At 72.3% G+C, this 22,660-nt stretch carries 22 protein-coding genes, 1 tRNA gene and 1 other RNA gene; 11 read left to right on the top strand and 13 right to left on the bottom strand.

Annotated features, from left to right (window positions below; translation table 11 throughout):
• Nucleotides 1-9: 9 nt before the first annotated feature.
• The 3 genes from HGAM_RS14555 (at nucleotide 10) to panB (ending at nucleotide 3,496) form a co-directional block, all read left to right on the top strand.
• Nucleotides 10-1,761: an NAD+ synthase gene (locus HGAM_RS14555; RefSeq protein ID WP_019146230.1), complete on the top strand. Its 1,752-nt coding sequence runs from the start codon at nucleotides 10-12 to the stop codon at nucleotides 1,759-1,761.
• Nucleotides 1,762-1,803: 42 nt separating this feature from the next.
• A complete protein-coding gene (locus HGAM_RS14550) occupies nucleotides 1,804-2,523 on the top strand; it encodes an ion channel (RefSeq protein ID WP_019146229.1) in 720 nt (239 codons plus the stop codon).
• A 109-nt stretch (nucleotides 2,524-2,632) separates the two neighbouring features.
• Complete coding sequence (gene panB / locus HGAM_RS14545; protein ID WP_019146228.1) at nucleotides 2,633-3,496, top strand: 3-methyl-2-oxobutanoate hydroxymethyltransferase; 864 nt, start codon at nucleotides 2,633-2,635, stop codon at nucleotides 3,494-3,496.
• Nucleotides 3,497-3,500: 4 nt separating this feature from the next.
• Here panB and HGAM_RS14540 read toward each other — a convergent pair whose 3' ends face one another.
• On the bottom strand, nucleotides 3,501-3,683 hold the full coding sequence (locus HGAM_RS14540; protein ID WP_019146227.1) for a hypothetical protein: 183 nt from the start codon (nucleotides 3,681-3,683) through the stop codon (nucleotides 3,501-3,503).
• Nucleotides 3,684-3,735: 52 nt separating this feature from the next.
• On the opposite strand from HGAM_RS14540, the gene map reads away from it, so the two are divergent.
• Nucleotides 3,736-4,584, top strand: coding sequence for a type I methionyl aminopeptidase (gene map, locus HGAM_RS14535; protein ID WP_019146226.1), 849 nt, complete (start codon nucleotides 3,736-3,738; stop codon nucleotides 4,582-4,584).
• On the opposite strand, the gene HGAM_RS14530 is transcribed toward map, so the two are convergent.
• The 4 genes from HGAM_RS14530 to rnpB all read right to left on the bottom strand — a co-directional run bounded on the left by HGAM_RS14530 (nucleotide 4,581) and on the right by rnpB (nucleotide 7,102).
• Nucleotides 4,581-4,775, bottom strand: a complete 195-nt coding sequence (locus HGAM_RS14530) for a hypothetical protein (protein WP_019146225.1) — start codon at nucleotides 4,773-4,775, stop codon at nucleotides 4,581-4,583. The two genes, map and HGAM_RS14530, sit on opposite strands and share 4 nt — an antisense overlap.
• Before the next feature lies 1 nt (nucleotide 4,776).
• Nucleotides 4,777-5,124: a hypothetical protein gene (locus HGAM_RS14525; RefSeq protein WP_020692278.1), complete on the bottom strand. Its 348-nt coding sequence runs from the start codon at nucleotides 5,122-5,124 to the stop codon at nucleotides 4,777-4,779.
• Nucleotides 5,125-5,157: 33 nt separating this feature from the next.
• A complete protein-coding gene (locus tag HGAM_RS19565; RefSeq protein ID WP_019146223.1) occupies nucleotides 5,158-6,612 on the bottom strand; it encodes a GGDEF domain-containing protein in 1,455 nt (484 codons plus the stop codon).
• A 92-nt stretch (nucleotides 6,613-6,704) separates the two neighbouring features.
• Nucleotides 6,705-7,102, bottom strand: an RNA gene (rnpB, locus tag HGAM_RS19840) — RNase P RNA component class A.
• 47 nt (nucleotides 7,103-7,149) lie between these two features.
• On the opposite strand from rnpB, the gene HGAM_RS14515 reads away from it, so the two are divergent.
• The 4 genes from HGAM_RS14515 (at nucleotide 7,150) to HGAM_RS14500 (ending at nucleotide 10,177) form a co-directional block, all read left to right on the top strand.
• Nucleotides 7,150-7,551 (top strand): ACT domain-containing protein, encoded by a 402-nt coding sequence (locus HGAM_RS14515; protein ID WP_019146222.1) that lies wholly within the window; start codon nucleotides 7,150-7,152, stop codon nucleotides 7,549-7,551.
• Nucleotides 7,552-7,712: 161 nt separating this feature from the next.
• Entirely contained in the window at nucleotides 7,713-8,297 is a 585-nt protein-coding gene (locus tag HGAM_RS14510; protein ID WP_019146221.1) for a TMEM165/GDT1 family protein, read from the top strand.
• Between the two features lie 30 nt (nucleotides 8,298-8,327).
• The gene (locus HGAM_RS19560) at nucleotides 8,328-9,392 is read left to right on the top strand and encodes an SLC13 family permease (RefSeq protein WP_019146220.1); all 1,065 of its coding nucleotides are present in this window, start codon (nucleotides 8,328-8,330) and stop codon (nucleotides 9,390-9,392) included.
• Between the two features lie 17 nt (nucleotides 9,393-9,409).
• A complete protein-coding gene (locus HGAM_RS14500; RefSeq protein ID WP_019146219.1) occupies nucleotides 9,410-10,177 on the top strand; it encodes a YaaA family protein in 768 nt (255 codons plus the stop codon).
• Nucleotides 10,178-10,180: 3 nt separating this feature from the next.
• Here HGAM_RS14500 and HGAM_RS14495 read toward each other — a convergent pair whose 3' ends face one another.
• From HGAM_RS14495 to HGAM_RS14460, 8 genes are all read right to left on the bottom strand, one after another.
• Nucleotides 10,181-11,257 (bottom strand): alkene reductase, encoded by a 1,077-nt coding sequence (locus tag HGAM_RS14495; RefSeq protein ID WP_019146218.1) that lies wholly within the window; start codon nucleotides 11,255-11,257, stop codon nucleotides 10,181-10,183.
• A 55-nt stretch (nucleotides 11,258-11,312) separates the two neighbouring features.
• Complete coding sequence (locus tag HGAM_RS14490) at nucleotides 11,313-12,479, bottom strand: bifunctional RNase H/acid phosphatase (protein WP_019146217.1); 1,167 nt, start codon at nucleotides 12,477-12,479, stop codon at nucleotides 11,313-11,315.
• Nucleotides 12,476-13,177, bottom strand: coding sequence for a zinc ribbon domain-containing protein (locus tag HGAM_RS21090; RefSeq protein ID WP_425358409.1), 702 nt, complete (start codon nucleotides 13,175-13,177; stop codon nucleotides 12,476-12,478). Before HGAM_RS21090 ends, HGAM_RS14490 begins: the two co-directional genes overlap by 4 nt.
• A gap of 35 nt (nucleotides 13,178-13,212) precedes the next feature.
• Nucleotides 13,213-14,355, bottom strand: coding sequence for a Nif3-like dinuclear metal center hexameric protein (locus tag HGAM_RS14480; protein ID WP_019146215.1), 1,143 nt, complete (start codon nucleotides 14,353-14,355; stop codon nucleotides 13,213-13,215).
• A gap of 147 nt (nucleotides 14,356-14,502) precedes the next feature.
• On the bottom strand, nucleotides 14,503-16,596 hold the full coding sequence (locus HGAM_RS14475; RefSeq protein WP_019146214.1) for a RecQ family ATP-dependent DNA helicase: 2,094 nt from the start codon (nucleotides 16,594-16,596) through the stop codon (nucleotides 14,503-14,505).
• A gap of 57 nt (nucleotides 16,597-16,653) precedes the next feature.
• A tRNA-Val gene (locus HGAM_RS14470) sits at nucleotides 16,654-16,727 on the bottom strand.
• A 147-nt stretch (nucleotides 16,728-16,874) separates the two neighbouring features.
• On the bottom strand, nucleotides 16,875-17,336 hold the full coding sequence (locus HGAM_RS14465) for a peroxiredoxin (protein WP_019146213.1): 462 nt from the start codon (nucleotides 17,334-17,336) through the stop codon (nucleotides 16,875-16,877).
• Between the two features lie 44 nt (nucleotides 17,337-17,380).
• Nucleotides 17,381-17,767, bottom strand: a complete 387-nt coding sequence (locus HGAM_RS14460; RefSeq protein WP_019146212.1) for a DUF3052 domain-containing protein — start codon at nucleotides 17,765-17,767, stop codon at nucleotides 17,381-17,383.
• Nucleotides 17,768-17,900: 133 nt separating this feature from the next.
• Between HGAM_RS14460 and aceE the strand changes: the two genes are divergently transcribed.
• From aceE to HGAM_RS14445, 3 genes are all read left to right on the top strand, one after another.
• Nucleotides 17,901-20,660 (top strand): pyruvate dehydrogenase (acetyl-transferring), homodimeric type, encoded by a 2,760-nt coding sequence (aceE, locus tag HGAM_RS14455; protein ID WP_019146211.1) that lies wholly within the window; start codon nucleotides 17,901-17,903, stop codon nucleotides 20,658-20,660.
• Nucleotides 20,661-20,754: 94 nt separating this feature from the next.
• On the top strand, nucleotides 20,755-21,798 hold the full coding sequence (locus HGAM_RS19555) for a phosphatase PAP2 family protein (protein ID WP_019146210.1): 1,044 nt from the start codon (nucleotides 20,755-20,757) through the stop codon (nucleotides 21,796-21,798).
• A 45-nt stretch (nucleotides 21,799-21,843) separates the two neighbouring features.
• Nucleotides 21,844-22,656, top strand: a complete 813-nt coding sequence (locus HGAM_RS14445; protein ID WP_019146209.1) for an acyl carrier protein — start codon at nucleotides 21,844-21,846, stop codon at nucleotides 22,654-22,656.
• Nucleotides 22,657-22,660: the final 4 nt, after the last annotated feature.

The raw sequence follows: 22,660 nt of genomic DNA, 5'->3' as shown, positions 1-22,660 counted from the left end.
GCTGGCCGCGTGCCGCAGCTGAGAATCGCCCTGGCCCAGGTCGACGCCGTCGTCGGTGACCTGGAGGGCAACGCGAAGATCGTCCTGGACCGCTGCCGCGAGGCCGCCGCGCAGGACGCCCACCTGGTCGTCTTCCCCGAGATGATGCTCACCGGCTACCCGATCGAGGACCTCGCGATGCGGGCCTCGGTCATCCAGGCCTCGCGCGAGCTGGTCGAGACGCTCGCCGTCGACCTGCAGGCCCAGGGCCTCGGCGACCTGGTCGTCTACGTCGGCCACCTCGACCGTGCCGAGGGCGTCGCCGACGGCCCGGGCGTGCCGAAGAACGCCCCCACCAACTCCGTCGCCGTCCTGCACGGCGGACGCGTCGTGGCCAAGCAGGCCAAGCACCACCTGTGGAACTACGGCGTCGGCGACGAGATGCGCACGTTCGTGGCCGGGCACACGATCAACGTCGTCCAGGTCCACGGCGTCGACGTCGCGCTCGCGATCTGCGAGGACATCTGGCAGGAGGGCCCCTCGGCCGCCGCCCGCGCCGCCGAGGCGTCGCTGCTCGTCGTCCCCAACGGCTCGCCGTACGAGGCGAACAAGGACGACGTCCGCTACGACCTCGTCTCGCGCCGGGCCCGCGAGGGCGACTGCACGGTGGCCTACGTGAACACGATCGGCGGCCAGGACGAGCTGGTCTTCGAGGGCGACTCGATCGTCGTCGGGCCGACCGGCGACGTGCTCGCCCGCGGCACCCAGTTCGCCGAGGAGCTGCTCGTCGTCGACCTCGACCTGCCCGCGGCCACGCCCCGCATGCCCGACCCCCAGGAGTCGTTCGGCGGCCTGCGCATCCAGCGCACCATCGTCTCGTCCGAGCCGCTGCCGGCCTACGAGCCGCGTCCGGCCGAGGTGCGCGACCGCCTGGACGACCTCGGCGAGCGCTACTTCGCCCTCGTCACCGGGCTGCGCGGCTACGTCGAGAAGAACGGCTTCCGCTCGGTGCTCATGGGCCTGTCCGGCGGCATCGACTCCACGCTGTGCGGCGCCATCGCGGTCGATGCGCTCGGCGCCGACCGCGTCTTCGGCGTCTCCAACCCGAGCGCCTGGTCGACCGAGCACTCCAGGAGCGACGCCGCCGACCTGGCCGACCGCACCGGGCTGCGGCTCGACACCGTGCCGATCGCCTCGATCCTGGACTCCTACGAGGAGCTGCTCGAGCTCGAGGGCCTGGCCGAGGAGAACCTGCAGGCGCGCATCCGGGCCAACATCTGGATGGCGCTCTCCAACCGCGACGGGCACCTCGTGCTCGCGTGCGGCAACAAGTCCGAGCTGGCCACGGGCTACTCCACGATCTACGGCGACGCCGTCGGCGGCTACGCGCCGCTCAAGGACGTCCCGAAGACGCTCGTGTGGGAGCTGTCGCGCTGGCGCAACGCCCACGCCGAGACCCAGGGCCAGCAGCCGCCGATCCCCGAGCACGCCATCGCCAAGCCGCCGTCGGCCGAGCTGCGGCCCGGTCAGCTCGACTCGGACTCGCTGCCGCCGTACGAGGTGCTCGACGCGATCCTGGACGCCTACGTCGACCGCGACCTGGGCTACGACGACGTGCTGGCCGAGGGCTTCGACCCCGAGGTGGTCAAGCGCGTCGTGGCGCTCGTCGACCGGGCCGAGTACAAGCGCCGCCAGTACCCGCCGGGACCCAAGATCTCGCGCCGCAACTTCGGCCGCGACCGTCGCGTGCCCATCACCAACCGCTGGCGCGAGCACGCCTGACGTCGTCCTGGATCCGCGCTACGTCCCACTAGCGTTCGCCACATGGCAGACGACCGCATCGCCCGTTGGGAACGGGCCCTCGACGTCCCCCTCACGCTGTCCACCGTGCTGTTCCTTGGGGCATACGCGTGGCCGATCCTCGACCCCGAACTGTCACCGACTTGGCAGCGCGCCTGCGACGGGGTCGTGTGGGGGACGTGGGCGTTGCTGGCCTTCGACTTCCTTGCCCGTCTGGGCCTGGCGAGGGACCGGATGGCCTTCGTCCGCGCGAACCCCCTCGACCTGGCGGTCGTCGTCCTTCCGCTGCTACGCCCCTTGCGGCTCCTCAGGCTGGTCACGTTGCTCACCGCACTGAATCGATACGCGGGCCACTCGTTGCGTGGTCGCGTCGGGGTGTACCTCGTCGGTTCTGTGTCGCTGCTCTCGTTCGTCGCGGCGCTCGCCGTCCTGGACGCCGAGCGCGGAGGGGCCGGACAGATCCAGACCTTCGGCGACGCCTTGTGGTGGACCGTCACCACCCTCACGACCGTGGGCTACGGAGATGCGTATCCGGTCACCTCGACGGGACGATTCGTTGCAGCGACCCTGATGTTCTCCGGGATCGCCGTCGTGGGCGTGGTGTCTGCGTCGTTCGCGTCGTGGCTGATCGAGCAAGTCCGTGACATCCAGGAGGCCTCCGACGACGAGTCCGAGCACGAGCTGCGGGCCCTTCGGTCGGAGATCGTTGAACTTCGCGCACTCCTCTCCGAACGCATCATCTGACGTCGTCCTGGGTGTGAGCGACGCCTCGGCTCGCACCCCCGGCACGGTGTGCCAGGCTGGGGCCGATCCGTGGACCCGTCCGGGCCGCGAGAGACGCAAGGAGCACACCATGAACGACATCCACGCCGAGGAGCCCGCGCCGTACGGCGGCCCCGCGACCAGCGACCCCAGCGTGCGCAAGGTGCGCACGCACCACCTGCGCCAGTGGAAGCAGCAGGGCGAGCGCTTCGCGATGCTGACCGCGTACGACCAGTACACCGCGCAGGTCTTCGACGAGGCCGGCATCCCGGTGATGCTGGTCGGCGACTCCGCCTCGAACAACGTCTACGGCAACGAGACGTCGCTGCCGGTCACGGTCGACGAGCTCATCCCGCTCGTGCGCGCCGTGACCCGCTCGGCCCGCCGCGCGCTCGTCGTGGCCGACCTGCCGTTCGGCTCCTACCAGGGCTCGCCGCAGCAGGCGTTCGACACCGCGGCGCGGTTCATGAAGGAGGCGAACGCCCACGCGGTCAAGCTCGAGGGCGGGCTCGCGATGGTGCCGCAGGTCAAGCTGCTGACCGACGCCGGCGTGCCGGTCATGGCCCACATCGGCTTCACCCCGCAGGCCGAGCACAACCTGGGCGGCTACCGGGTCCAGGGACGCGGCGACGCCGCCCAGCGGCTCATCGAGGAGGCGCGGGCGTTCCAGGACGCGGGCGCGTTCAGCATCGTCATGGAGATGGTGCCGGCGCCGGTCGCCGCCCAGGTGACCGAGGCGCTCGACATCCCCACGATCGGCATCGGCGCGGGCGCCGGCTGCGACGGCCAGGTGCTGGTCTGGCAGGACATGATGGGTCTGCGCACCGGCCGGGCGCCGCGCTTCGTCAAGAAGTACGCCGACCTGCACGGCGTCATGCTCGCCGCCGCCCAGGAGTACGCCGCCGACGTGGCCGCCGGGACGTTCCCGGCGACGGAGCACTCGTTCGAGTCCTGAGCGCTCAGTCGTCCTTCCACTTCGGGTCCTCGTCCCACGCCTTCGTCCGCTCCTCGGCGGACTCCAGGGCGTGGGACGCGGCCTCGCGGGTGTCGTAGGGGCCGAGCCGGTCGGCCGCCTTGCAGCCGTCCTTGCCCTCGACCGTGTGGTGCTTGAGGCAGAAGTAGAAGGGGCCGGTGTCGCTCATGGCGCCATCCTGCCCGAGGCCGCGTCCGCGTGCCCGTCGGTAGGCTCGAGCGGTGAGCCTCCTCGTCCCCGGCACCGTCTCCGGCCCCCTGCCCGTGCCCGAGTCCATCGAGCGTCCCGAGTACGTCGGCCAGGCCGCGCCGCTGCCGTACCGCGGCCCGCTCGTGCGTGATGCCGGCACGATCGAGCGCATGCGGGTCGCCGGCCGGATCGCCGCGCAGGCCCTGGACGCCGTCGAGGCGGCCATCGCGCCGGGCGTCACCACCGACGAGCTCGACCGCGTCGGCCACGCGTTCCTGTGCGACCACGGCGCCTACCCGTCCACGCTGGGCTACCGCGAGTACCCCAAGAGCCTGTGCAGCAGCGTCAACGAGGTCATCTGCCACGGCATCCCCGACGACCGCCCGCTCGAGGACGGCGACATCGTCAACATCGACATCACCGCGTACGTCGGGGGCGTCCACGGCGACACGAACAAGACCTACCTGGTCGGCGACGTCGACGAGGAGTCGCGCCTGCTGGTCGAGCGGACGCACGAGGCCACGATGCGCGCCATCAAGGCCGTGCGGCCCGGGCGTCAGGTCAACGTCATCGGCCGCGTGATCGAGTCGTACGCCAAGCGCTTCGGCTACGGCGTCGTGCGCGACTTCACCGGGCACGGCGTCGGCCCGGCGTTCCACGACGGCCTGGTGATCTACCACTACGACGAGCCGAGTGCCGACACGATCATCCAGGCGGGCATGACGTTCACCATCGAGCCGATGCTGACGCTCGGCGGCATCGACTGGGACCTGTGGGACGACGGCTGGACGGCGGTCACCCGCGACCGGTCGCGCACCGCGCAGTTCGAGCACACGCTGCTGGTCACCGAGGACGGCGCGGAGATCCTGACGCTCCCCTAGGAGCGGTCGGCTCCTTCGCGGAGCACCGACAGGATGTAGGCCACCACCAGGCCCACGGCGACGCCGACGACGATCGCGGCGATGGGACGGTGGATGACCGCGCCCACGACGGCACCGACGATCAGGCCCAGACCGGCGCCGATGGCGTAGCGGTAGGGAGCGGGCGGCTCCGGCTCCAGCTCGCGGCCCATGTCAGGCGCTGATCGCCCAGGGGCCCTCGGGGGCCGTGAGGTCGATGGTGCCGCGCGAGCCGAGCACCTGAACGGCGTCCGGGTCGGCGGACGTCACCGCCGCCCGCACCCGGCGCATGGCGGGCCAGGTACGGGCGCAGTGGACGGCGACCAGGTGCTCGTGGCCGGAGCGCAGCGACATGGCGACGACCCCCTCGTCGTCGCTGCGCTCCAGCGCCCGGACGACCCGCGCCTGCGCCTGGGCGTCGGGCACGGCGTACAGCAGCGTCTCTCGCGGCCCCCCGAACGACGAGAGACGCTGCGCAGGGTGCACGAATCCGCGGTCTGCGGGCGGGGTGAGATCGTCCATGGTGACCTCTAGAACGACGAACTTGCGCAGAGGTTACGCACCCGCGCTGTTGCGCAGATCACGCTGGGAGGTGCCAGCCGCTCCGCCACCGCCGCGCTTCACCGCGTACATCGCCGCGTCCGCCGCTCGCACCAGGTCGGTCGCCGACTGGCCGGGCACGTGCTGGGCGACGCCGACGCTGACCGACGGCTCCAGGCGCTGACCCTCGGCGTGCACCGGCTGGCCGGCGGCCTGCACGAGCCGGGACGCCAGGGCGTGGGCCCCGGCCAGGCTCGTGCCGGGGAGCACGACGACCATCTCGTCGCCGCCGTAGCGCCCGACGCAGCCGGCGTCGCCGACGACGTCCATGAGGCGCGTGGCGACCGCGGCCAGCACCGCGTCGCCCGCGAGGTGGCCGTGCTGGTCGTTGACCTGCTTGAACCGGTCCAGGTCGACGACGGCGACCGACAGCGCCTCCCCGTGCCGGGTGGCGTACCGGGCGAACGAGCGCAGGACGGCCTCGAGCGTCCCGCGGGTCAGCGCCCCGGTGACGGTGTCGCGGGACGCACCGCCGGCGCCGGTGACGGTCTCGGCGTACCAGAGCGTGAGGATCGTGCCGTCCAGGCCGGCCGAGCGCGGCGGACGGTACGAGGCCGTGCGCGCCTGGGCGACGACGGCGCGGGTGCCGGCACCGAGCACCAGGACGCCGTCGGTGCCGGGGGTGCCCAGGTCGACGTCCGGGCCGAGGGCCTCGGCCACCGTGTCGCCGGTCCGCGGCTCGCGTCCGGTCGCGGCGCCGACCAGGCGCAGGGCGGAGCGGGTCGCCTCGACGAGACGGCCGTGGTGGTCGAAGGCGAAGGCGTGCACCTCGAGCGCGCCGAGCGGGCTCACGACCGGCGCGGGCACGCGGTCGTTGTAGCGCACCACCACGACGAGCCGGTAGATCAGCACCAGGGCGGCGGTGGCGACGAGGTGCACGCCGGGCAGCTGCACCATCTGGACGCCGAGCAGCCCCACCATGAGCACCATCAGGAGCAGGAGCGGCCGGCGGGTCGCGTCACGGTGCTGGCGGCGCTCGGCCATGGCCACGATCGCGAGGCCGATCAACGTCGCGCAGTACGCCGCCTGGACGATCCACACCGCGACGAAGGCGCCGTCGTCGGTGAACGACGCCACGTCACGACGGGGCCACAGGAACGAGACCAGCACGGCCGGGTAGGCCACGAACAGGCCCAGGACGGGCGGCGGGATCTGCCAGCGCGCGACGACGCCGCGGCGGGCGATGACGTAGAAGCACTGGGCGGCGACGGCGATGACCGGGAGCCAGAGGGTGTCGCTCACGCCGGTCGGGTCGAGGTCGTCGTCGGCGAGCGGCACGATGACGTCCCAGGCGGCGACGGCGAGGCCGGCCACGGCCAGCAGGCCCGTGCCGAACACGTCACGGCGGCGCAGGGCGAGCACGGCGACGCCCAGCGCGACGACCGCCGCGAGGAACGATGCTGTGGCCACGAACGCACGACTCCATGTGATTGGCCCCGACGCGGAACCGTCCGTGGAACCGCTCCGGCCACGGTACTGCACGACGCCCGAGGGCGCGAAGGCGAATGAGCCGGCCTGTAAGCCGGATTCTGTCCACGCCCGAAGGCGCTGGGCGACCATCCATCTGGGCGGCGCATCGCTGCGCCGCTCGGTGCGACCTACCCGCTGACCCATGGACGAGCAGCCCGTCAGCGCAGGCGCCGAGGCGCCCTCTTGGTCTAGCTCCCGGTGGGGTTTACCGAGCCGGCCCCGTCACCGAGGCCGCTGGTGAGCTCTTACCTCACCGTTTCACCCTTGCCCGCACCTGCACCCGAGGGCGCAGGCCGTTGGCGGTCTGTTCTCTGTGGCACTGTCCCGCACGTCACCGTGGGTGGCTGTTGGCCACCACCGTGCTCTGTGGAGTCCGGACTTTCCTCACCGCACGCCCGAGGGCGTCCGGCGCGGCCGCCCGGCCGGCTCATTCGCGTTCCCATCCTAGCCGTCGCCTCCCTCGCCTAGAGTTCGGCCATGAGCGGCGAGAGCGACCTGGACGTCATGCTGGCCGGGCTCGACGTCCACATGGACGAGGAGCCGGTCGTCTACGCCCTGGTGCCGCGCGTCGTCGACGAGGTCGGCATCCGCGCCGTCGTGGTCGAGGACGAGGGCATCACCGTCGTGCTCGGCCGCGAGGACGCCGACGAGATCGGGCTGGCCTACGAGTTCGTCGGAGCCTGGCTGACGCTCACCGTGCACAGCGCCCTCGACTCGGTCGGGCTCACCGCCACGTTCTCGCACGCCCTGGCCGACGCCCAGATCCCCTGCAACGTCCTGGCCGGCACGCACCACGACCACGTCGTCGTCCCGTGGGAGGCACGCCACGACGCGGTCGCCGTGATCCGTGCGCTATCCTTGCGGAGCGAAAGGGAGTAGTCCCCAACGGCTGTGTCGACATACTGACCCTCGGGTCCGGCACAGCAGGCCAGCCCAGGCTGGCGGACGAGACTTTCGACCGGATTTTGTCGTACGACGAGCCCGGTCGAGGACTCGTCGACGCGCGGCTCTTCGTCCGGGATGGACGAGGAGCCTTTTTCATGACCTATGCCCTGCTGCTGAGCACGGTGGTGATCTTCATCGCCGAGCTGGGCGACAAGAGCCAGCTGATGGCGATGACGTTCGCCACCCGCTACCGGGCCCGGGACGTGCTGCTCGGCATCACCGTCGCCACCGCCGTGGTGCACCTGGCCTCCGTCGCCCTCGGCTACTGGATCGGGGCCGGCTTCGCCGAGTACCAGGGCCCGATCGCGGTCTGCGCCGGCGTGGCCTTCCTGGGCTTCGCGGCGTGGACGCTGCGCGGCGACGAGCTCACCGAGGACGAGGCCGAGAAGGCCAAGCGCGCCTCCGGCTCGGCGGTCCTGGCGGTGGGCACGGCGTTCTTCCTGGCCGAGCTCGGCGACAAGACGATGCTGGCCACCATCACCCTCGCGACCCAGGAGAACTGGTTCGGCACCTGGATCGGCAGCACGATCGGCATGGTCGCCGCGGACGCCCTGGCCATCGTCGTGGGCGTCGCGCTCGGCAAGCACCTGCCCGACAAGGTCATCAAGTACGGCGCGTCCGCGGCGTTCGCCGTGTTCGGCGTGCTGCTGATCGCCGAGGGGGCGGGCTGGCTCGGCTGAGCCGGGGCGGACGGTCGTAGGGTCTCCCCCGTGCTCCACGACCTGCGTGCCCTGGCGGAGGCGCTGGGGTTCCTCGTCGCCATCGCCGTGGTGGCGCGGGCCTGCGCGGACGCCGGGCTGTTCGACGCCCTGGGTGCCCGCACCCGGTTGCTGGCGCGCGGGTCGGCGTCGGCGCTGCTGGCGCTCGCGGTGCTGCTGGCCGCGCTCGTCACGGCGGTGCTCAGCCTGGACGCGACCGCGGTGCTGCTGACGCCGGTGCTCCTGGCGGCCGCCGGCCGGCGCCGGTGGCCGGCCTACACCACGGTGCGGCTCGCGAACTCCGCGTCGCTCCTGCTGCCGGTGTCGAACCTGACCAACCTGCTGATGTTCTCGGCCACGGGCCTGGGCTTCGCGGCGTTCGCGGGGGCGATGGCTCCGGTGTGGCTGGTCGCCGTCGCCGGCGAGTACCTCGTGCTGCGCTGGTGGTTCCGCGACGAGCTCGGGCACCCACAGTCGGTGCACGAGGAGCCGCCACCCGTCCCGCGTTACCCCCTCGCGGTGCTCGTCGCGCTCCTGCTGGGCCTCGGTGCCGGCACCACCCCGTGGGCGGTCGCCACCGTCGCGGCCGTGCTCGTCGGCGTCCCCACCCTGGTGCGCCGCGCGTCCTCCTGGCGGGACCTGCTGCACGCGGCCAACCTGCCGATGGCGCTGATCGTCCTGGGCTGGGGCATGCTCGTGACGTGGTTCTCGCGGACGCCGGCGGGCTCGTTCGTCGGCGACCTGCTCCCCCGCGGCGACTCGTGGGTGGCCCTCGTGGGGGCGGCGCTGCTGGCGATGCTGCTGGCCGGCATCGTCAACAACCTGCCGGCGACTCTCGTGCTGCTGCCGGCCGCCGCCCTGGCCGGGCCGGCCACCGTCCTGGCGGTGCTCGTGGGCGTCGGGGTGGGCGCGAACCTGACGATCGTCGGCTCGCTGGCCAACCTGCTGTGGTGGCGCTCGGCGGCCCGCGAGGTCGCCTCCCTGGCCACCTTCCACCGGCTGGCGGTGACGACCACGCCGCTGCTCGTCGTGGTGTGCACCACGGTGCTGTGGGCGTGGACGAGCCTCGTGTGGTGACTCGGTAGGGTCACCGGGTGCTCGTGCTGCTGCCGCCCTCGGAGGGCAAGACCCGGCCGTCCGGCGACCGGGTGCTCGACCTCGACGCCCTGTCGTTCCCGACGCTGGACCGGACCCGTCAGCGGCTGGTCAAGGCGCTCGTGACGCTCAGCTCCGGACGTCCGGCCCGGACGATGGACGTGCTCGGCCTCGGTCCCACCCAGGCCGACGCGCTCACCACCAACGCGGCCCTGCTCGACGAGCCGGCCGGACGCGCCGACGAGGTCTACACCGGCGTGCTGTTCAGCCACCTCGACCTCGCGAGCCTGCCGGCGGACGCACGCGAGCGGGCCGACGCGAGCCTCGCCGTGGCGTCGGGCCTGTTCGGCCTGCTGCGCCCGTCCGACCCGATCCCGGCCTACCGGCTGTCGGGGTCGGTGACCCTCCCGCGGCTCGGCACGGTGAGCGGCCTGTGGCGCGACGTCCTGCCCGCCGCGCTCGACGAGGCGGCCGGCGACGGGCTGCTGGTCGACCTGCGCTCGGGCACCTACGTCAACCTCGGCAAGCCGTCGAAGGCGCTCGCGCCGCGCACCGCGACGATGCGCGTGCTGCACGAGCGCCCCGACGGCCAGCGCAAGGTGGTCAGCCACTTCAACAAGGCGACCAAGGGCCGGCTGGTGCGCGCCCTCCTGCTGGAGGACGCGCGACCGGCGACGGTCGACGAGCTGGCCGAGGCCCTGGGCGACCTCGGCTGGACGGTCGAGCGGTCCGGGAACCGGCTCGACGTCGTCGTCACCGAGGTCTGAGCCTCAGGCCCGGGCCAGGAACGGGTAGTCCGTGTAGCCCTCGGCGCCGGGCGCGTAGAAGGTGTGCGGGTTCGGCTCGTTCTCCGGGTGCTCGCCGTGCCAGCGCTCCACCAGGTCGGGGTTCGCGATGGCGGCCCGGCCGACGGCGACCACCTCGGCGTGCGCGGCCTCGATGAGCTGGACCGCCTCCTCGCGGGTCGTGATCGAGCCGAAGCCGCTGTTGGCGACCAGCGGACCGCCGAAGCGGGCGCGCAGCTCCTGCACCAGGTCGCCGGCGGGCTCGCGGTGCAGCACCGACAGGTACGCCAGGTCGAGCGGACGCAGCTCGTCCAGCAGGTGGCCGTACGTGGCGCGGACGTCCTCGTGGTCGGTCTCCAGCGCGTCCTGGATGTTGTGCTCGGGCGAGATCCGCAGGCCCACGCGGCCGGCGCCGATCTCCTCGGCCACCGCGCGCACGACCTCCACGACGAAGCGGGCGCGGTTCTCCGGCGTCCCGCCGTACTGGTCGTCGCGGACGTTGGACGCCGGGGACAGGAACTCGTGGAGCAGGTAGCCGTTGGCCCCGTGGACCTCGACGCCGTCCAGGCCGGCGTCGATCGCGCGGCGGGCGGCGCGCACGAAGTCGTCGCGGACCTCCTGGGCCTCCTCGACGGTCAGCGCGTGCGGCACCGGGTAGGCCTGCTTGCCCTGCTCGGTGTGGCCCTCGCCCTGGATGGCCAGGGCGCTCGGCGCCTCGACCCGGCGGCCGCCGTTCACGTCGGGGTGCGTCACGCGTCCGCCGTGCATCAGCTGCATGACGATGCGGCCGCCGCGCGCGTGGACGGCGTCGGCGACGCGGGCCCAGCCGGCCTGCTGCTCGTCGGTGACGATGCCGGGCTGGCCGACGAAGGCCTGCGACTCAGGACGGGGGTAGGTGCCCTCGGTGACGATGAGGCCGAGGCCGGCGCGCTGCTCGTAGTGCTCGACGAGCAGGTCGTTCGGCACGCCGGAGGCCCCGGCGCGCATGCGCGTCAGCGGCGCCATCACGACGCGGTTGGCCAGCTCGAGGTCACCCAGGGTCACGGGAGTGAAGAGATCCATGCCTGGTGCCAACGACGGCCCCGGGCCCACCCTTCCCGGGTGTGGGACTCCTCACTCAGTCCGGGACGACCGAGAAGTTCTTCAGCGACGGCGTGCCGTCGGGCCACCAGGCGATGGTGGTGATGCTCGCGGGCGCCAGCTCCATCTTGTGGATGATCGGCATGGGCGCGTCGAGCGCCAGGCGGACCATCATCTTGATCGGCGTCACGTGGCTGACGGCCACGATCGTCCGGCCGGCGTAGGTGTCGAGCAGCCGGTCGCGGGCGTCGCGGACGCGCTCGTGGACGGCGTCGAACGTCTCGCCGCCGGGCGGGGCCACGGACGTCGAGCCGAGCCAGTCGTTCATGTGGTCGGGCCAGCGCTCCATCACCTCGGCGAAGGTGAGGCCGTCCCACTCGCCGAACGCCGCCTCCGCGATGCCCGGCTCGGTGGCGACGTCCAGGCCGAGCTCGCGACCGACGAAGCCCGCTGTCTCCTGCGTGCGACGCAGCGGCGAGGCCACGACGGCGTCGACGTCCACGTGACGCTCGATCCAGGCCGCGGCGCGGACCGCCTGTGCCTCGCCCTCGGACGTCAGGCCGGGGTCGGTGCCGCCGGTGCCGCAGAACAGCTTGCGGACGGTGCTGGCGGTGACGCCGTGGCGCAGCAGGACGATGGTCGTCGGGTCGCCGTGCGCCTTGCCCCGCCAGCCGAGCAGCGGGTTCTTCTCGGCCTTGGCGGGTGCCGCGGCCGGGGCGGCGAGGACGTCCTGGCCCTGCGGGAGTGGTGTGGTCTCCTCGCGCGCGGCGGTGCCGACGACCGCCGGACGTCCGGTGCGGGCCTCGAGGTCCATCGCCTCGTTGGCCAGCGCGTCGGCCGCCTTGTTGCGCTCGCGCGGCACCCACGTCCAGCGGACGCCGGCGGGAGCCAGCTGGCGGGCCTGCATGGCCAGCGGCTTCATGTCGGGGTGCTTGATCTTCCAGCGTCCGGCCATCTGCTCGATGACGAGCTTGGAGTCCATCCGGACCTCGACCTCGGCAGCGGGCGCGTGCTCGGCCACGAGCTCGAGCCCGGCGATCAGGCCGCGGTACTCGGCGACGTTGTTCGTCGCGACGCCGATCGTCTCGCCACGGTCGGCGATCACCTCACCGGTGACGGCGTCGCGCACGAGCGCGCCGTACGCCGCCGGTCCCGGGTTGCCGCGCGACCCGCCGTCGGCCTCGACGACGACCCGCTCGGTCACAGCCCTGACTCGGAGGTCCGGACCAGGATGCGGCTGCACTCGGGGCAGCGGACGACCTCGTCGTCGGGCGCCGCGGCGATCTCGCGCAGGTCGGCGCCGTTCAGCTCCAGGCGGCACGCCTCGCAGCGACGGGCGCGCAGCGCGCCGGCGCCCGCGCCGTACTGGGCGCGGAGCTTGTCGTACAGGCCGAGCAGGTCGCCCGGCACGCGCTCGACCAGGGCGCCGCGGTCGAGCGTGGCGACGGAGACGTCCTGCTCGATCTCGGCGAGGGCCGCGTCGCGGGTCTCGCGGGCCTGCCGGAGTGCCGCCTCGACCTCGTCCACGTCGTGCATGACGTCGGCGAGCACGGCCTGGGCCTGCTCGAGGTCCTCCATGACGACGAGCTCCTCGTCCTCGAGCGTCGCGATGCGGCGGTCGAGGGCGGCGAGCTCGCGCTGCAGCGACTCCAGGTCCTTGGGGTTGGAGATCGCCCCGCTGTTGAGCCGCTGCTCGTCGCGCTGGCGACGCACCCGGACCTGCTCGACCTCGGACTCGGCCTTCTTCTGGTCGCGGGTCAGGTCGGAGACGGCCGTCTCGGCCTCGACCCGGCGGCCGTCGAGCTCGGCCGCGCGCGCGGTCAGCTCGTCGATGCGGGCGTGCTCGGGCAGCGACGCCTTGCGGTGGGCCAGGTGGGCGAGCTGGGAGTCCTGGGCCTGCAGGTCGAGAAGGACGAGCTGGGCGGACGGGTCGGCTTTCAGGGTGTGCTCCTCGGGGCGGGGACGAACGTCCAGGGGTCGGTCACGGTCGTCGAGACGTGCGCCTCCACCGTATCGCCCAGGCGTGCGACGAGCTGCGTCGCGGCGACCGGCAGCCACGTCCACTCCGCGGCCCAGTGCGGCACGTCGATCACGGCGCACGCACCGGGACGCTCGAGGTGCTCGCTCACCGGGTGGTGACGCAGGTCGGACGTGACGTAGACGTCGGCGCCGGCAGCGTCGGCGCGGCCGAGCAGGAAGTCGCCGGACCCGCCGCACAGGGCCACGGTGCGGATCTCACGGTCGGGGTCGCCGGCGACCCGGTGCGCGCTGTGGTGCGCCGGCAGGCTGCGCCCGACGTGGTCGGCGAGCTCGCGCAGCGTCATCGACTCCGCGAGGGTGCCGATGCGGCCGCTCCCCCGCTGAGGGTCGGGCCGCGGCGCCGTCTCGACGACGTCGTACGCGACCTCCTCGTAGGGGTGCGCCTCGAGCAGGGCGCGGCGGACGCGCTCACGCAGCCGTGCCGGGGCGACGACGTCGAGCCGCTTCTCGGCGACCTTCTCCAGGCGTCCGACCTCGCCGGTGTGCGGGTCGGCACCGTCGAGGGGGCGGAACTGGCCGGTGCCCTCACTGACGAAGGCGGCGCTGTCGTAGTCGCCCAGCGCACCGGCGCCGGCCTCGTGCATCGCGGCGAGGACGCGGTCGGCATCCCCGGCCGGCACGAACACCGTCCAGGTGTCGAGCGCCTCGGCCGGGTCGGGGTCGAGGGCCCGGACGTCGGTCAGGCCGAGCGCGAGCGCCATCGACTCCGAGACGCCGAAGCGCGGCGCGTCGGCGTTCGTGTGGCATGTGTGCAGGGCGACGCCGCCGCGCACCAGGGTGTGCACGACCCGGCCCTTGGGCGTGGTCGCGGCGACGCTGGTGACGCCCTTGAGGTAGAGCGGGTGGTGGGTGACCAACAGGTCGTACCCGCCGGTGACGGCCTCGTCGGCGACCGCCTGCACCGGGTCGACGGCCAGCAGCACCCGGCGCACCTCGGCGTCCGGGTCGCCGGCGACCGTGCCGACGGCGTCCCAGTCGTCGGCCCACGCCGGGTCGTAGAGCTCGTCCAGCACGGCGACGACGTCACGCAGGGAGGGCATGGCGTCACTCTAGTGAGCCGGCATCCTCGCGCAGGTGCGTGCGCCCGTCCCCGCTGAGTGTGACGTCTCGGGGCTTGGCCCCGGCGTGTCGACCCCCGGAACGTCACACTTAGCGCGAAGGCGACCCGGCTCGCCTGGTGGGCCCGGTCAGGCGACGGAGGCGAGGGCGAACGGCAGCACCGCGGACGCGCCTGCCCGGCGCAGCTCGCGGGCGGCGACGGTCAGCGTCCAGCGGCTGTCGACGAGGTCGTCGACCAGCAGCACGGGCCCGGTGACGGACCCCAGTGCCTGCCCCAGCTCGGGACCGACCGAGAAACGTCCCCACACCGACGCGAGCCGGTAGGCGCTGTTGCCGCCGGGGCCCGGCACCGGCATGGCCGGGTCGGCGTCGAGCGTGCCGAGCAGCGGCAGCCGGCCGAGCCGGGCGATGCCGGCCGCGGTGGACGCGACGAGCTCGGGACGGTGCAGCGACGGCATGGCCACGACGCCGGCCGGACGCTGCTGCCAGTCCCAGTCGCGCAGCACCCGCACGACGCCGCCGAGCAGCTCGTCGGTGACCGGCTGGTCTGGCGCTCCCGCAGCCAGCAGGGTGCGCAGCGTGCCGCCCCAGCCGAGGTCGGTGAGGCGGGCGACGACGCGTCCGGTCTCGGCCTTCTCGTCGGGCGACAGGCGCCCCTTGGCCTCGACGCCCAGTCGCGTCGCGCCGGTCGGCCACTGGCCGCGCGGCTCGACCGGCACGCCCACCTTGTCGAGGGTGCCCGAGGCGGACGCCGCGGCGTCGGCGGCCACGTCGGTCGGGTACCAGGTGCCGGCGCACACGTCGCAGCGCCCGCACGGCACCGCACTCGGGTCGTCGAGGTCGCGCTGCAGGATCTCCATGCGGCACGTCGTGGCCCGCTCGTACGCGAGCATCGCCTGCTGCTCCGCCTGGCGGGCGGCGGCGATGCGCTCGTAGCGCTCGGCGTCGTACGTCCACGGGACGCCGGTGGAGACCCAGCCGCCGCGCACCCGGCGCACCGCGCCGTCGACGTCGAGCACCTTGAGCAGCAGCTCCAGCGAGGACCGCTTGACGTCGACCCGGGTCTCGAGCGCCGGGGTGGACAGCGGCTCGTCGCCCAGCGCCGCGATGACCGCCTGCGCCTTCACCGGGTCGGGCATCGACGCGGTGGCGAAGTACTGCCAGATGTCGGTGTCCTCGGGCCCCGGCAGCAGCAGGACGTCGGCGTGGTCGGTGCCGCGGCCGGCACGGCCGACCTGCTGGTAGTACGCCACCGGGGACGAGGGCGCGCCCAGGTTGACGATGAAGCCGAGCCGGGGCGCGTCGAACCCCATGCCCAGCGCGGACGTGGCCACGAGCGCCTTCACCTCGTCGTTCTTGAGCGCGCGCTCGAGCGCCTCGCGCTCCTCGGGGTCGGTGCGCCCGGTGTACGCCTTGACCGGGTAGCCGGCCTCGGCCAGCAGCCGGGCGGTGTCCTCGGCCGCCGAGACGGTGAGCGCGTAGACGATGCCGCTGCCCGGCAGGTCCTTGAGGTGGGTGACGAGCCAGCCGAGCCGGTCGCGCGCGGTGGGCAGCACGAGGCAGCCCAGGCGCAGCGAGTCGCGGGCCAGCGACCCACGCAGGGTCAGCACGTCGCCGCCGAGCTGCTCGGCGACGTCGGCGACCACGCGGGCGTTCGCGGTAGCCGTGGTCGCCAGCACCGGCACCTTCTCCCCCAGCGTGCCGATGAGGTCGCGCAGGCGGCGGTAGTCGGGCCGGAAGTCGTGGCCCCAGTCGGAGATGCAGTGCGCCTCGTCGACCACGAGCAGGCCCATGCGGGCGACGAGCTCGGGCAGCTGCTCCTCACGGAACTGCGGGTTGTTGAGCCGCTCGGGCGACACGAGCAGCACGTCGACGTCGTCGGCGGCCAGCCGGCCGCGCACCTCGTCCCACTCGTGCGCGTTCGCCGAGCTGATCGACACCGCGCGGACGCCCGCCCGCTCGGCGGCCGAGACCTGGTCGCGCATGAGGGCCAGCAGCGGCGAGACGAGCAGCGTCGGGCCGGCACCGCGCTCGCGCAGCAGGCTCGTGGCGATGAAGTAGACCGCCGACTTGCCCCAGCCGGTGCGCTGCACGACCAGCGAGCGGCGTTGCTCGTCGACCAGCGCGGTGATCGCCTCGAGCTGGCCGGGGTGGAAGACGGCGTCGTCGCGCCCGGTCAGGCGGCGCAGGGTGGCGAGGGCGGCATCGGCGGTCGTGGTCACCGAGCCATCGTGACAGCCGAGTCCGACGGACCCGGGGCGGCGTCCACACGCGTGCGGTGGGCGAAGAGGGTCTCGAACCCCCGACCTTCCGGGTGTAAGCCGGATGCTCTGACCAGCTGAGCTATTCGCCCGGTCAGCGGCACAGACTACCGCAGCACGACGGCGCGGCGGACCGAGGAAAGAGACTGCGACCGCCGGGGTCTCGGGTCCCCAGCGGCCGCAGCACGTCCATGTAAGCGCATCGCGTACACGCGTGCACTGGTTTTGCGGAAGTTTCCTCAGGCGGTGCCCGAGAGCGCCACGCGGTAGTCCTCGAAGCTGCGCGCGTCGGGCATGCCGTTCTCGATCTTCCAGCGCACGACGCGCTCGGGATCGACCACGAACGTGCCGCGCAGCGCCGACCCGGTGACGTCGTTGAACACGCCGTACGCCTGGGCCGTCGCGCCGTGCGGCCAGAAGTCGCTCAGCAGCGGGAAGTTCAGGCTCTCGGTGTCGGCGAACGTCCGCAGGGTCGCGGTGGAGTCGCACGAGATCGCCACGACCTGGGCACCGACGTCCTCGAGGTCGCCGAGGTTGTCGCGGATCTCGCACATCTCGCCCGTGCAGACGCCGGTGAAGGCGAACGGGAAGAACACGACCACGACGGGCCCGTCGGTCACCAGCTCGGAGAGCGTGATGGGCTCCCCGTGCTGGTTCTTGAGCGTGAAGTCGGGTGCGAGGTCGCCGATCTCGATCGTCATGAGGCGTTTCTACTCCCTCACCACGACCTCGGCACCCGGTGGGTCTAGCGCTTCTGCGAGGTCAGCCGGGTCACGGCCCAGTCGGTGCCGGTCGACGACGTCGTGGTGGTCGACAGGCCGGCGACCGGAGCGGCCTCGGCGATGTCGGCCCCCGGGACGTAGCCGGTCTGCCCGACCTTGGGGGTGAAGAGCCAGATCGTGCCGCCCTCGACCAGGTCCTGCAGCGTGTCGACGAGCGAGTCGACGAGGTCGTCGTCGCCGTCGCGCCACCACAGGATCACCCCGTCGACGACGTCGCCGTACTCCCCATCGACGAGCTCAGCACCGACATGCTTCTCGATGGCCGAGCGCAGGTCGTCGTCGACGTCCTCGTCCCAGCCGAGCTCCTGGATGACGGTTCCGGGCTTGAAGCCCAGTCGAGCCGCGTCCAACGGTGCCTCCTCAGGCGTCCTTTCGTACCGAATTTCCTACTCGCGAGTACGGTTTCGGACCCCCTCGCCGGTCTCACCCTAGCGAATGTCGCGTGGAATGATGGACACGTCCACGAGACTTTCAGGAGATCTAATGCCGCAATCCGGCTCGGACCGCACCCCGGTCATCCACGAGGGCCTGCCCACGCAGCTGCCTGACATCGATCCCGACGAGACCAACGAGTGGGTTGCCTCGCTGGACGACATGATCGACACGAACGGCCGCGAGCGCGCCCGCTACGTCATGCTCCGCCTGCTGGAGCGTGCCCGTGAGCAGAACGTCGGCGTGCCGGCGCTGCGCAGCACCGACTACATCAACACCATCCCGCCCGAGCGCGAGCCGTGGTTCCCCGGCAACGAGGACATCGAGCGACGCATCCGCTCCTTCATCCGCTGGAACGCGGCGGTCATGGTGTCGCGCGCGAACCGCCCCGGCCTGGGCGTCGGTGGCCACATCGCCACGTACCAGTCGGCGGCGAGCCTGTACGAGGTCGGCTTCAACCACTTCTTCAAGGGCAAGGACCACCCCGGCGGCGGCGACCAGATCTACTTCCAGGGCCACGCGGCCCCGGGCGTGTACGCGCGCTCGTACCTGGAGGGACGTCTCACCGAGACCCAGCTCGACCGGTTCCGCCAGGAGCACTCGCACGGCGCCGGCCAGGGCCTGTCGTCGTACCCGCACCCGCGCCTGATGAGCAACTACTGGGAGTTCCCCACGGTCTCCATGGGCCTGGCGGCGATCAACTCGATCTACCAGGCGCGGTTCAACCGCTACCTGCACCACCGCGGCATCAAGGACACCAGCCAGCAGCACGTCTGGACGTTCCTGGGCGACGGCGAGATGGGCGAGCCGGAGTCGCTGGGCGCGATCGCGCTGGCGGCCCGCGAGGAGCTGGACAACCTCACGTTCGTCATCAACTGCAACCTGCAGCAGCTCGACGGGCCCGTGCGCGGCAACGGCAAGGTCATCCAGGAGCTGGAGTCGTTCTTCCGCGGCGCCGGCTGGAACGTCATCAAGGTCGTCTGGGGCCGTCAGTGGGACGACCTGCTGGCCCGCGACGTCGACGGCGTCCTGGTCAACCAGATGAACCGCACCCCGGACGGCGAGTTCCAGACGCTGTCGGTCGAGACCGGCGCGTACAACCGCGAGAACTTCTTCGGTCCCGACCCGCGTCTGCGCAAGCTCGTCGAGCACCTGTCGGACGAGGACATCGAGCGCCTCCCCCGCGGCGGCCACGACTACCGCAAGGTCTACGCGGCCTTCGACGCGGCGACCAAGCACACCGGTCAGCCGACGGTGATCCTGGCCCACACGGTCAAGGGCTGGCTGCTGGACTCCTTCATGGGCCGCAACGCCACGCACCAGATGAAGAAGCTCACCAAGAACGACCTCAAGGGCTTCCGCGACAAGCTGAAGATCCCCGTGACCGACGAGGCGATCGACGCCTCCGAGATCGCGCCGTTCTACCACCCGGGCGCCGACAGCGACGAGATCCAGTACATGATGGCCCGCCGCGAGGCGCTGGGCGGCTCGGTGCCCGAGCGCCGCGTGCTGGCCACCGGCGTCAAGCTGCCGGCCGACGAGCTCTACGGCGAGCTGAAGAAGGGCTCGGGCAAGCAGGAGATCGCCACCACCATGGCGTTCGTCCGGCTGCTGCGCGACCTCATGAAGGACCCCGAGATCGGCAAGCGGGTCGTCCCGATCGCGCCGGACGAGTACCGCACGTTCGGCATGGACTCGATGTTCCCGTCGGCGAAGATCTACAACCCGTCGGGCCAGCAGTACGAGTCGGTCGACCGCAAGCTGCTGCTCGCCTACAAGGAGTCCCAGCAGGGCCAGCTGCTCCACGAGGGCATCAGCGAGGCCGGCGCCATGGCGTCGGCGATCGCGGCGGGCTCGGCGTACTCCACGCACGGCGAGCCGATGATCCCGGTCTACCTGTTCTACTCGATGTTCGGCTTCCAGCGGACCGCCGACTCGATCTGGGCGATGGCCGACCAGCTCTCGCGCGGCTTCCTCATCGGCGCCACCGCCGGCCGCACGACGCTGACCGGCGAGGGCCTGCAGCACGCCGACGGCCACTCCCCGCTCATCGCGCGGACGAACCCGGCGGTCGTGCACTACGACCCCGCGTTCGGCTTCGAGATCAGCCACATCGTGCAGAACGGCATGCAGCGCATGTACGGCACGAGCGACGCCCACCCGCAGGGCGAGGACGTCATCTACTACATGACGGTCTACAACGAGCCGATCGTCCAGCCGGCCGAGCCGCAGGACGTCGACGTGGACGGCATCCTGCGCGGCGCCTACCTGTACAAGCCCGCCGAGGGCGGCGAGGGACCGCGGGCGCGCATCATGGCGTCCGGCGTCTCGGTGCCGTGGGCGCTCAAGGCCCAGCAGGTCCTGGCCGACGACTACGGCGTCCGCGCCGACGTGTGGTCGGTCACGTCGTGGAACGAGCTGGCCCGCGACGCCGAGGAGGTCGAGCGCTGGAACCTCAACCACCCGGGCGAGTACCAGCGCGTGCCCTACATCACGCAGAAGCTGCTCGACTCCGACGCGGTCACGCTCGGCGTCAGCGACTACATGCGTGCGGTGCCCGACCAGATCGCCCGCTGGGTGCCCGGCGCCTGGCAGTCGCTCGGCGCGGACGGCTTCGGCTTCGCCGACACCCGCGCGGCGGCGCGGCGCTACTTCCAGATCGACGCCGAGTCGATCGTGGTCGGCGTGCTGCAGAGCCTGGCCCAGCGCGACGAGGTGCCGCGCGAGCGCGTCAGCGAGGCGTTCAACCGCTTCCGCATCGACGACCCGACCGCGGTCGCCGGCGTCCCGCAGGAGGGCGGCGACGCCTGACCCAGGCGCGTCCCGACGGCCCCCGCTCCCACAGGAGCGGGGGCCGTCGCCGTCCTCAGGAACTCCTCAGCGTGCCGTCGCTAGGATGTCGCCCATGCGTCGTTGGCCCTACACCTTTGCCGTCGTGCTGTCCCTCATCACCGGAGCGACGGCGATCGTGGCCACCCTGGCGCTGGACGTCACGCTCAAGGACCCCGAGGGATTCCTCGGTCCGGCCTACGTCCGCCTGCCGGTGATGGGCCTGGGGTTCTTCGCGATCGGGATCGTCCCGCAGGCGCTCAAGCGCTTCGGGCTCAAGGGCTTCTGGGGCGGCATGCGCACGATCGTGCGCGAGGAGTGGACCTGGCGCCGCGCGGGCTACATCGCGACCGGCCTGCTGTGCTTCTACGTCAGCTACGTCGGCTACCGCAACCTCAAGAGCCTGCTGCCGCTGATCCGCGAGGACGTCATCTACGACACCGACTTCCTGCGCATCGACCACTGGCTGGCGTTCGGCAACAACCCGGCCGAGCTGCTGCACGCCGTGCTCGGCACGACCGTCATGGCCCAGGTGCTGGCGTTCGTCTACGTCTCGTACCTGCCGCTCATCCCGGTCACCCTGGCGGCGTTCCTGGTGCTGAACCGCGACGTGTCGATCGGCGCCTGGTACGCCACCGCGCTGTGCCTGAACTGGGTGCTGGGCACGGTCAGCTACTACATCTTCCCGACGCTCGGCCCGGCGTTCGCGCAGCCGTCGATGTTCCTGGACCTGCCCGACACCGGCGTCACGGCGCTGCAGCAGAGCCTGTTCAAGAACGGCGTCATCTTCAAGAGCGACCCCACGGGCGAGACGATCTACGGCATCGCCGGCTTCGCGTCGCTGCACGTCTCGGTCACCCTCACGGCCGCCCTGTTCTTCCACCACATCGGCCTCAAGCCGGCGCTGCGCTACATCGCGTGGGCCTACTTCGTGCTCACCGTCATCGCGACGCTGTACTTCGGCTGGCACTACATCCTGGACGACTTCGCCGGCGCGTTCATCGCCTGGGCGTCGGTCACGATCGGCGCGCTGGTCACCGGCAACTTCCGCCAACGACGGCCGTTCTTCCGGCGGCGCAAGGACCCCGCTCCGGACCCGCAGCCGAGCCCGGCCGCGTGATCGTGGCGCCCGTCGCGCCCGGCGCGGGATCGGTAGGCTGAGCCCGTGCCTTCCGACAGCCAGGTCAGCCGCGCGCTGACGGACATCATCGTGCGGGTCGTCGACTGCGAACCGTCGGCGGTCGTCCCGCACGCGCGCCTGCGCGACCTCGGCGTCGACTCCCTGGCCCTGGTCGAGATCGCCGAGGGGGCCGCCCAGCAGCTCGGACGTCCGGTGCCGGACGCCCGGCTCGACGCCGTCGTCACCGTGCAGGACCTCGCCGACGCCGTCTCCGACGACGCCCCTGCCCCTGCGACGTCCGGCACGACGTTCGCGGTGCCGCCGCTGCTCGACCCGAGCCTCCCGCCCGAGGAGGTCAAGCAGCGCAAGCGCAAGGCCGTCTCGTACGCCGCGGGCTTCGTCGGCGTCGGCCTGGTCATCGGCGTGGTCGGCGGCTTCGGCCTGGCCGCGGTCGGCAAGGTGATGGGCCTGGGCTCGCAGGACGTGCCGAAGGCGTCGCCCACCACGGCCGCGCCGACCACCCCCGCCCCCACGCCGACGCAGACGCCCAGCCCCACCGCGCCCGTGCAGGACGAGCCGCAGCCCGAGCTGAGCATCACCCCGCGCCAGGTCTCGGCCGGCGAGCGCATGACGCTGTCCGGACGCCTGCCGACCGCCGACGACAACGCGGTGCTGCAGGTGCAGACCAAGGACGGCGACGGCGGCTGGACCGACTTCCCGGTGACCGTGCAGGTCAGCGACGACGAGGGCAGCTTCAGCACGCAGATCTACACGACGCGCACCGGCCAGCGGCAGATCCGCCTGCTCGACCGCGACTCGCGCACCGCGACGCCGGTCGCCACGGTCACCGTCGGCTGACCGC

The sequence above is a fragment of the Aeromicrobium massiliense JC14 genome (assembly GCF_000312105.1).
GTDB classification, from domain to species: domain Bacteria; phylum Actinomycetota; class Actinomycetes; order Propionibacteriales; family Nocardioidaceae; genus Aeromicrobium; species Aeromicrobium massiliense.
Note: the sequence above shows the minus strand (reverse complement) of the source record. Positions and strands in the feature narration are given on the sequence as shown.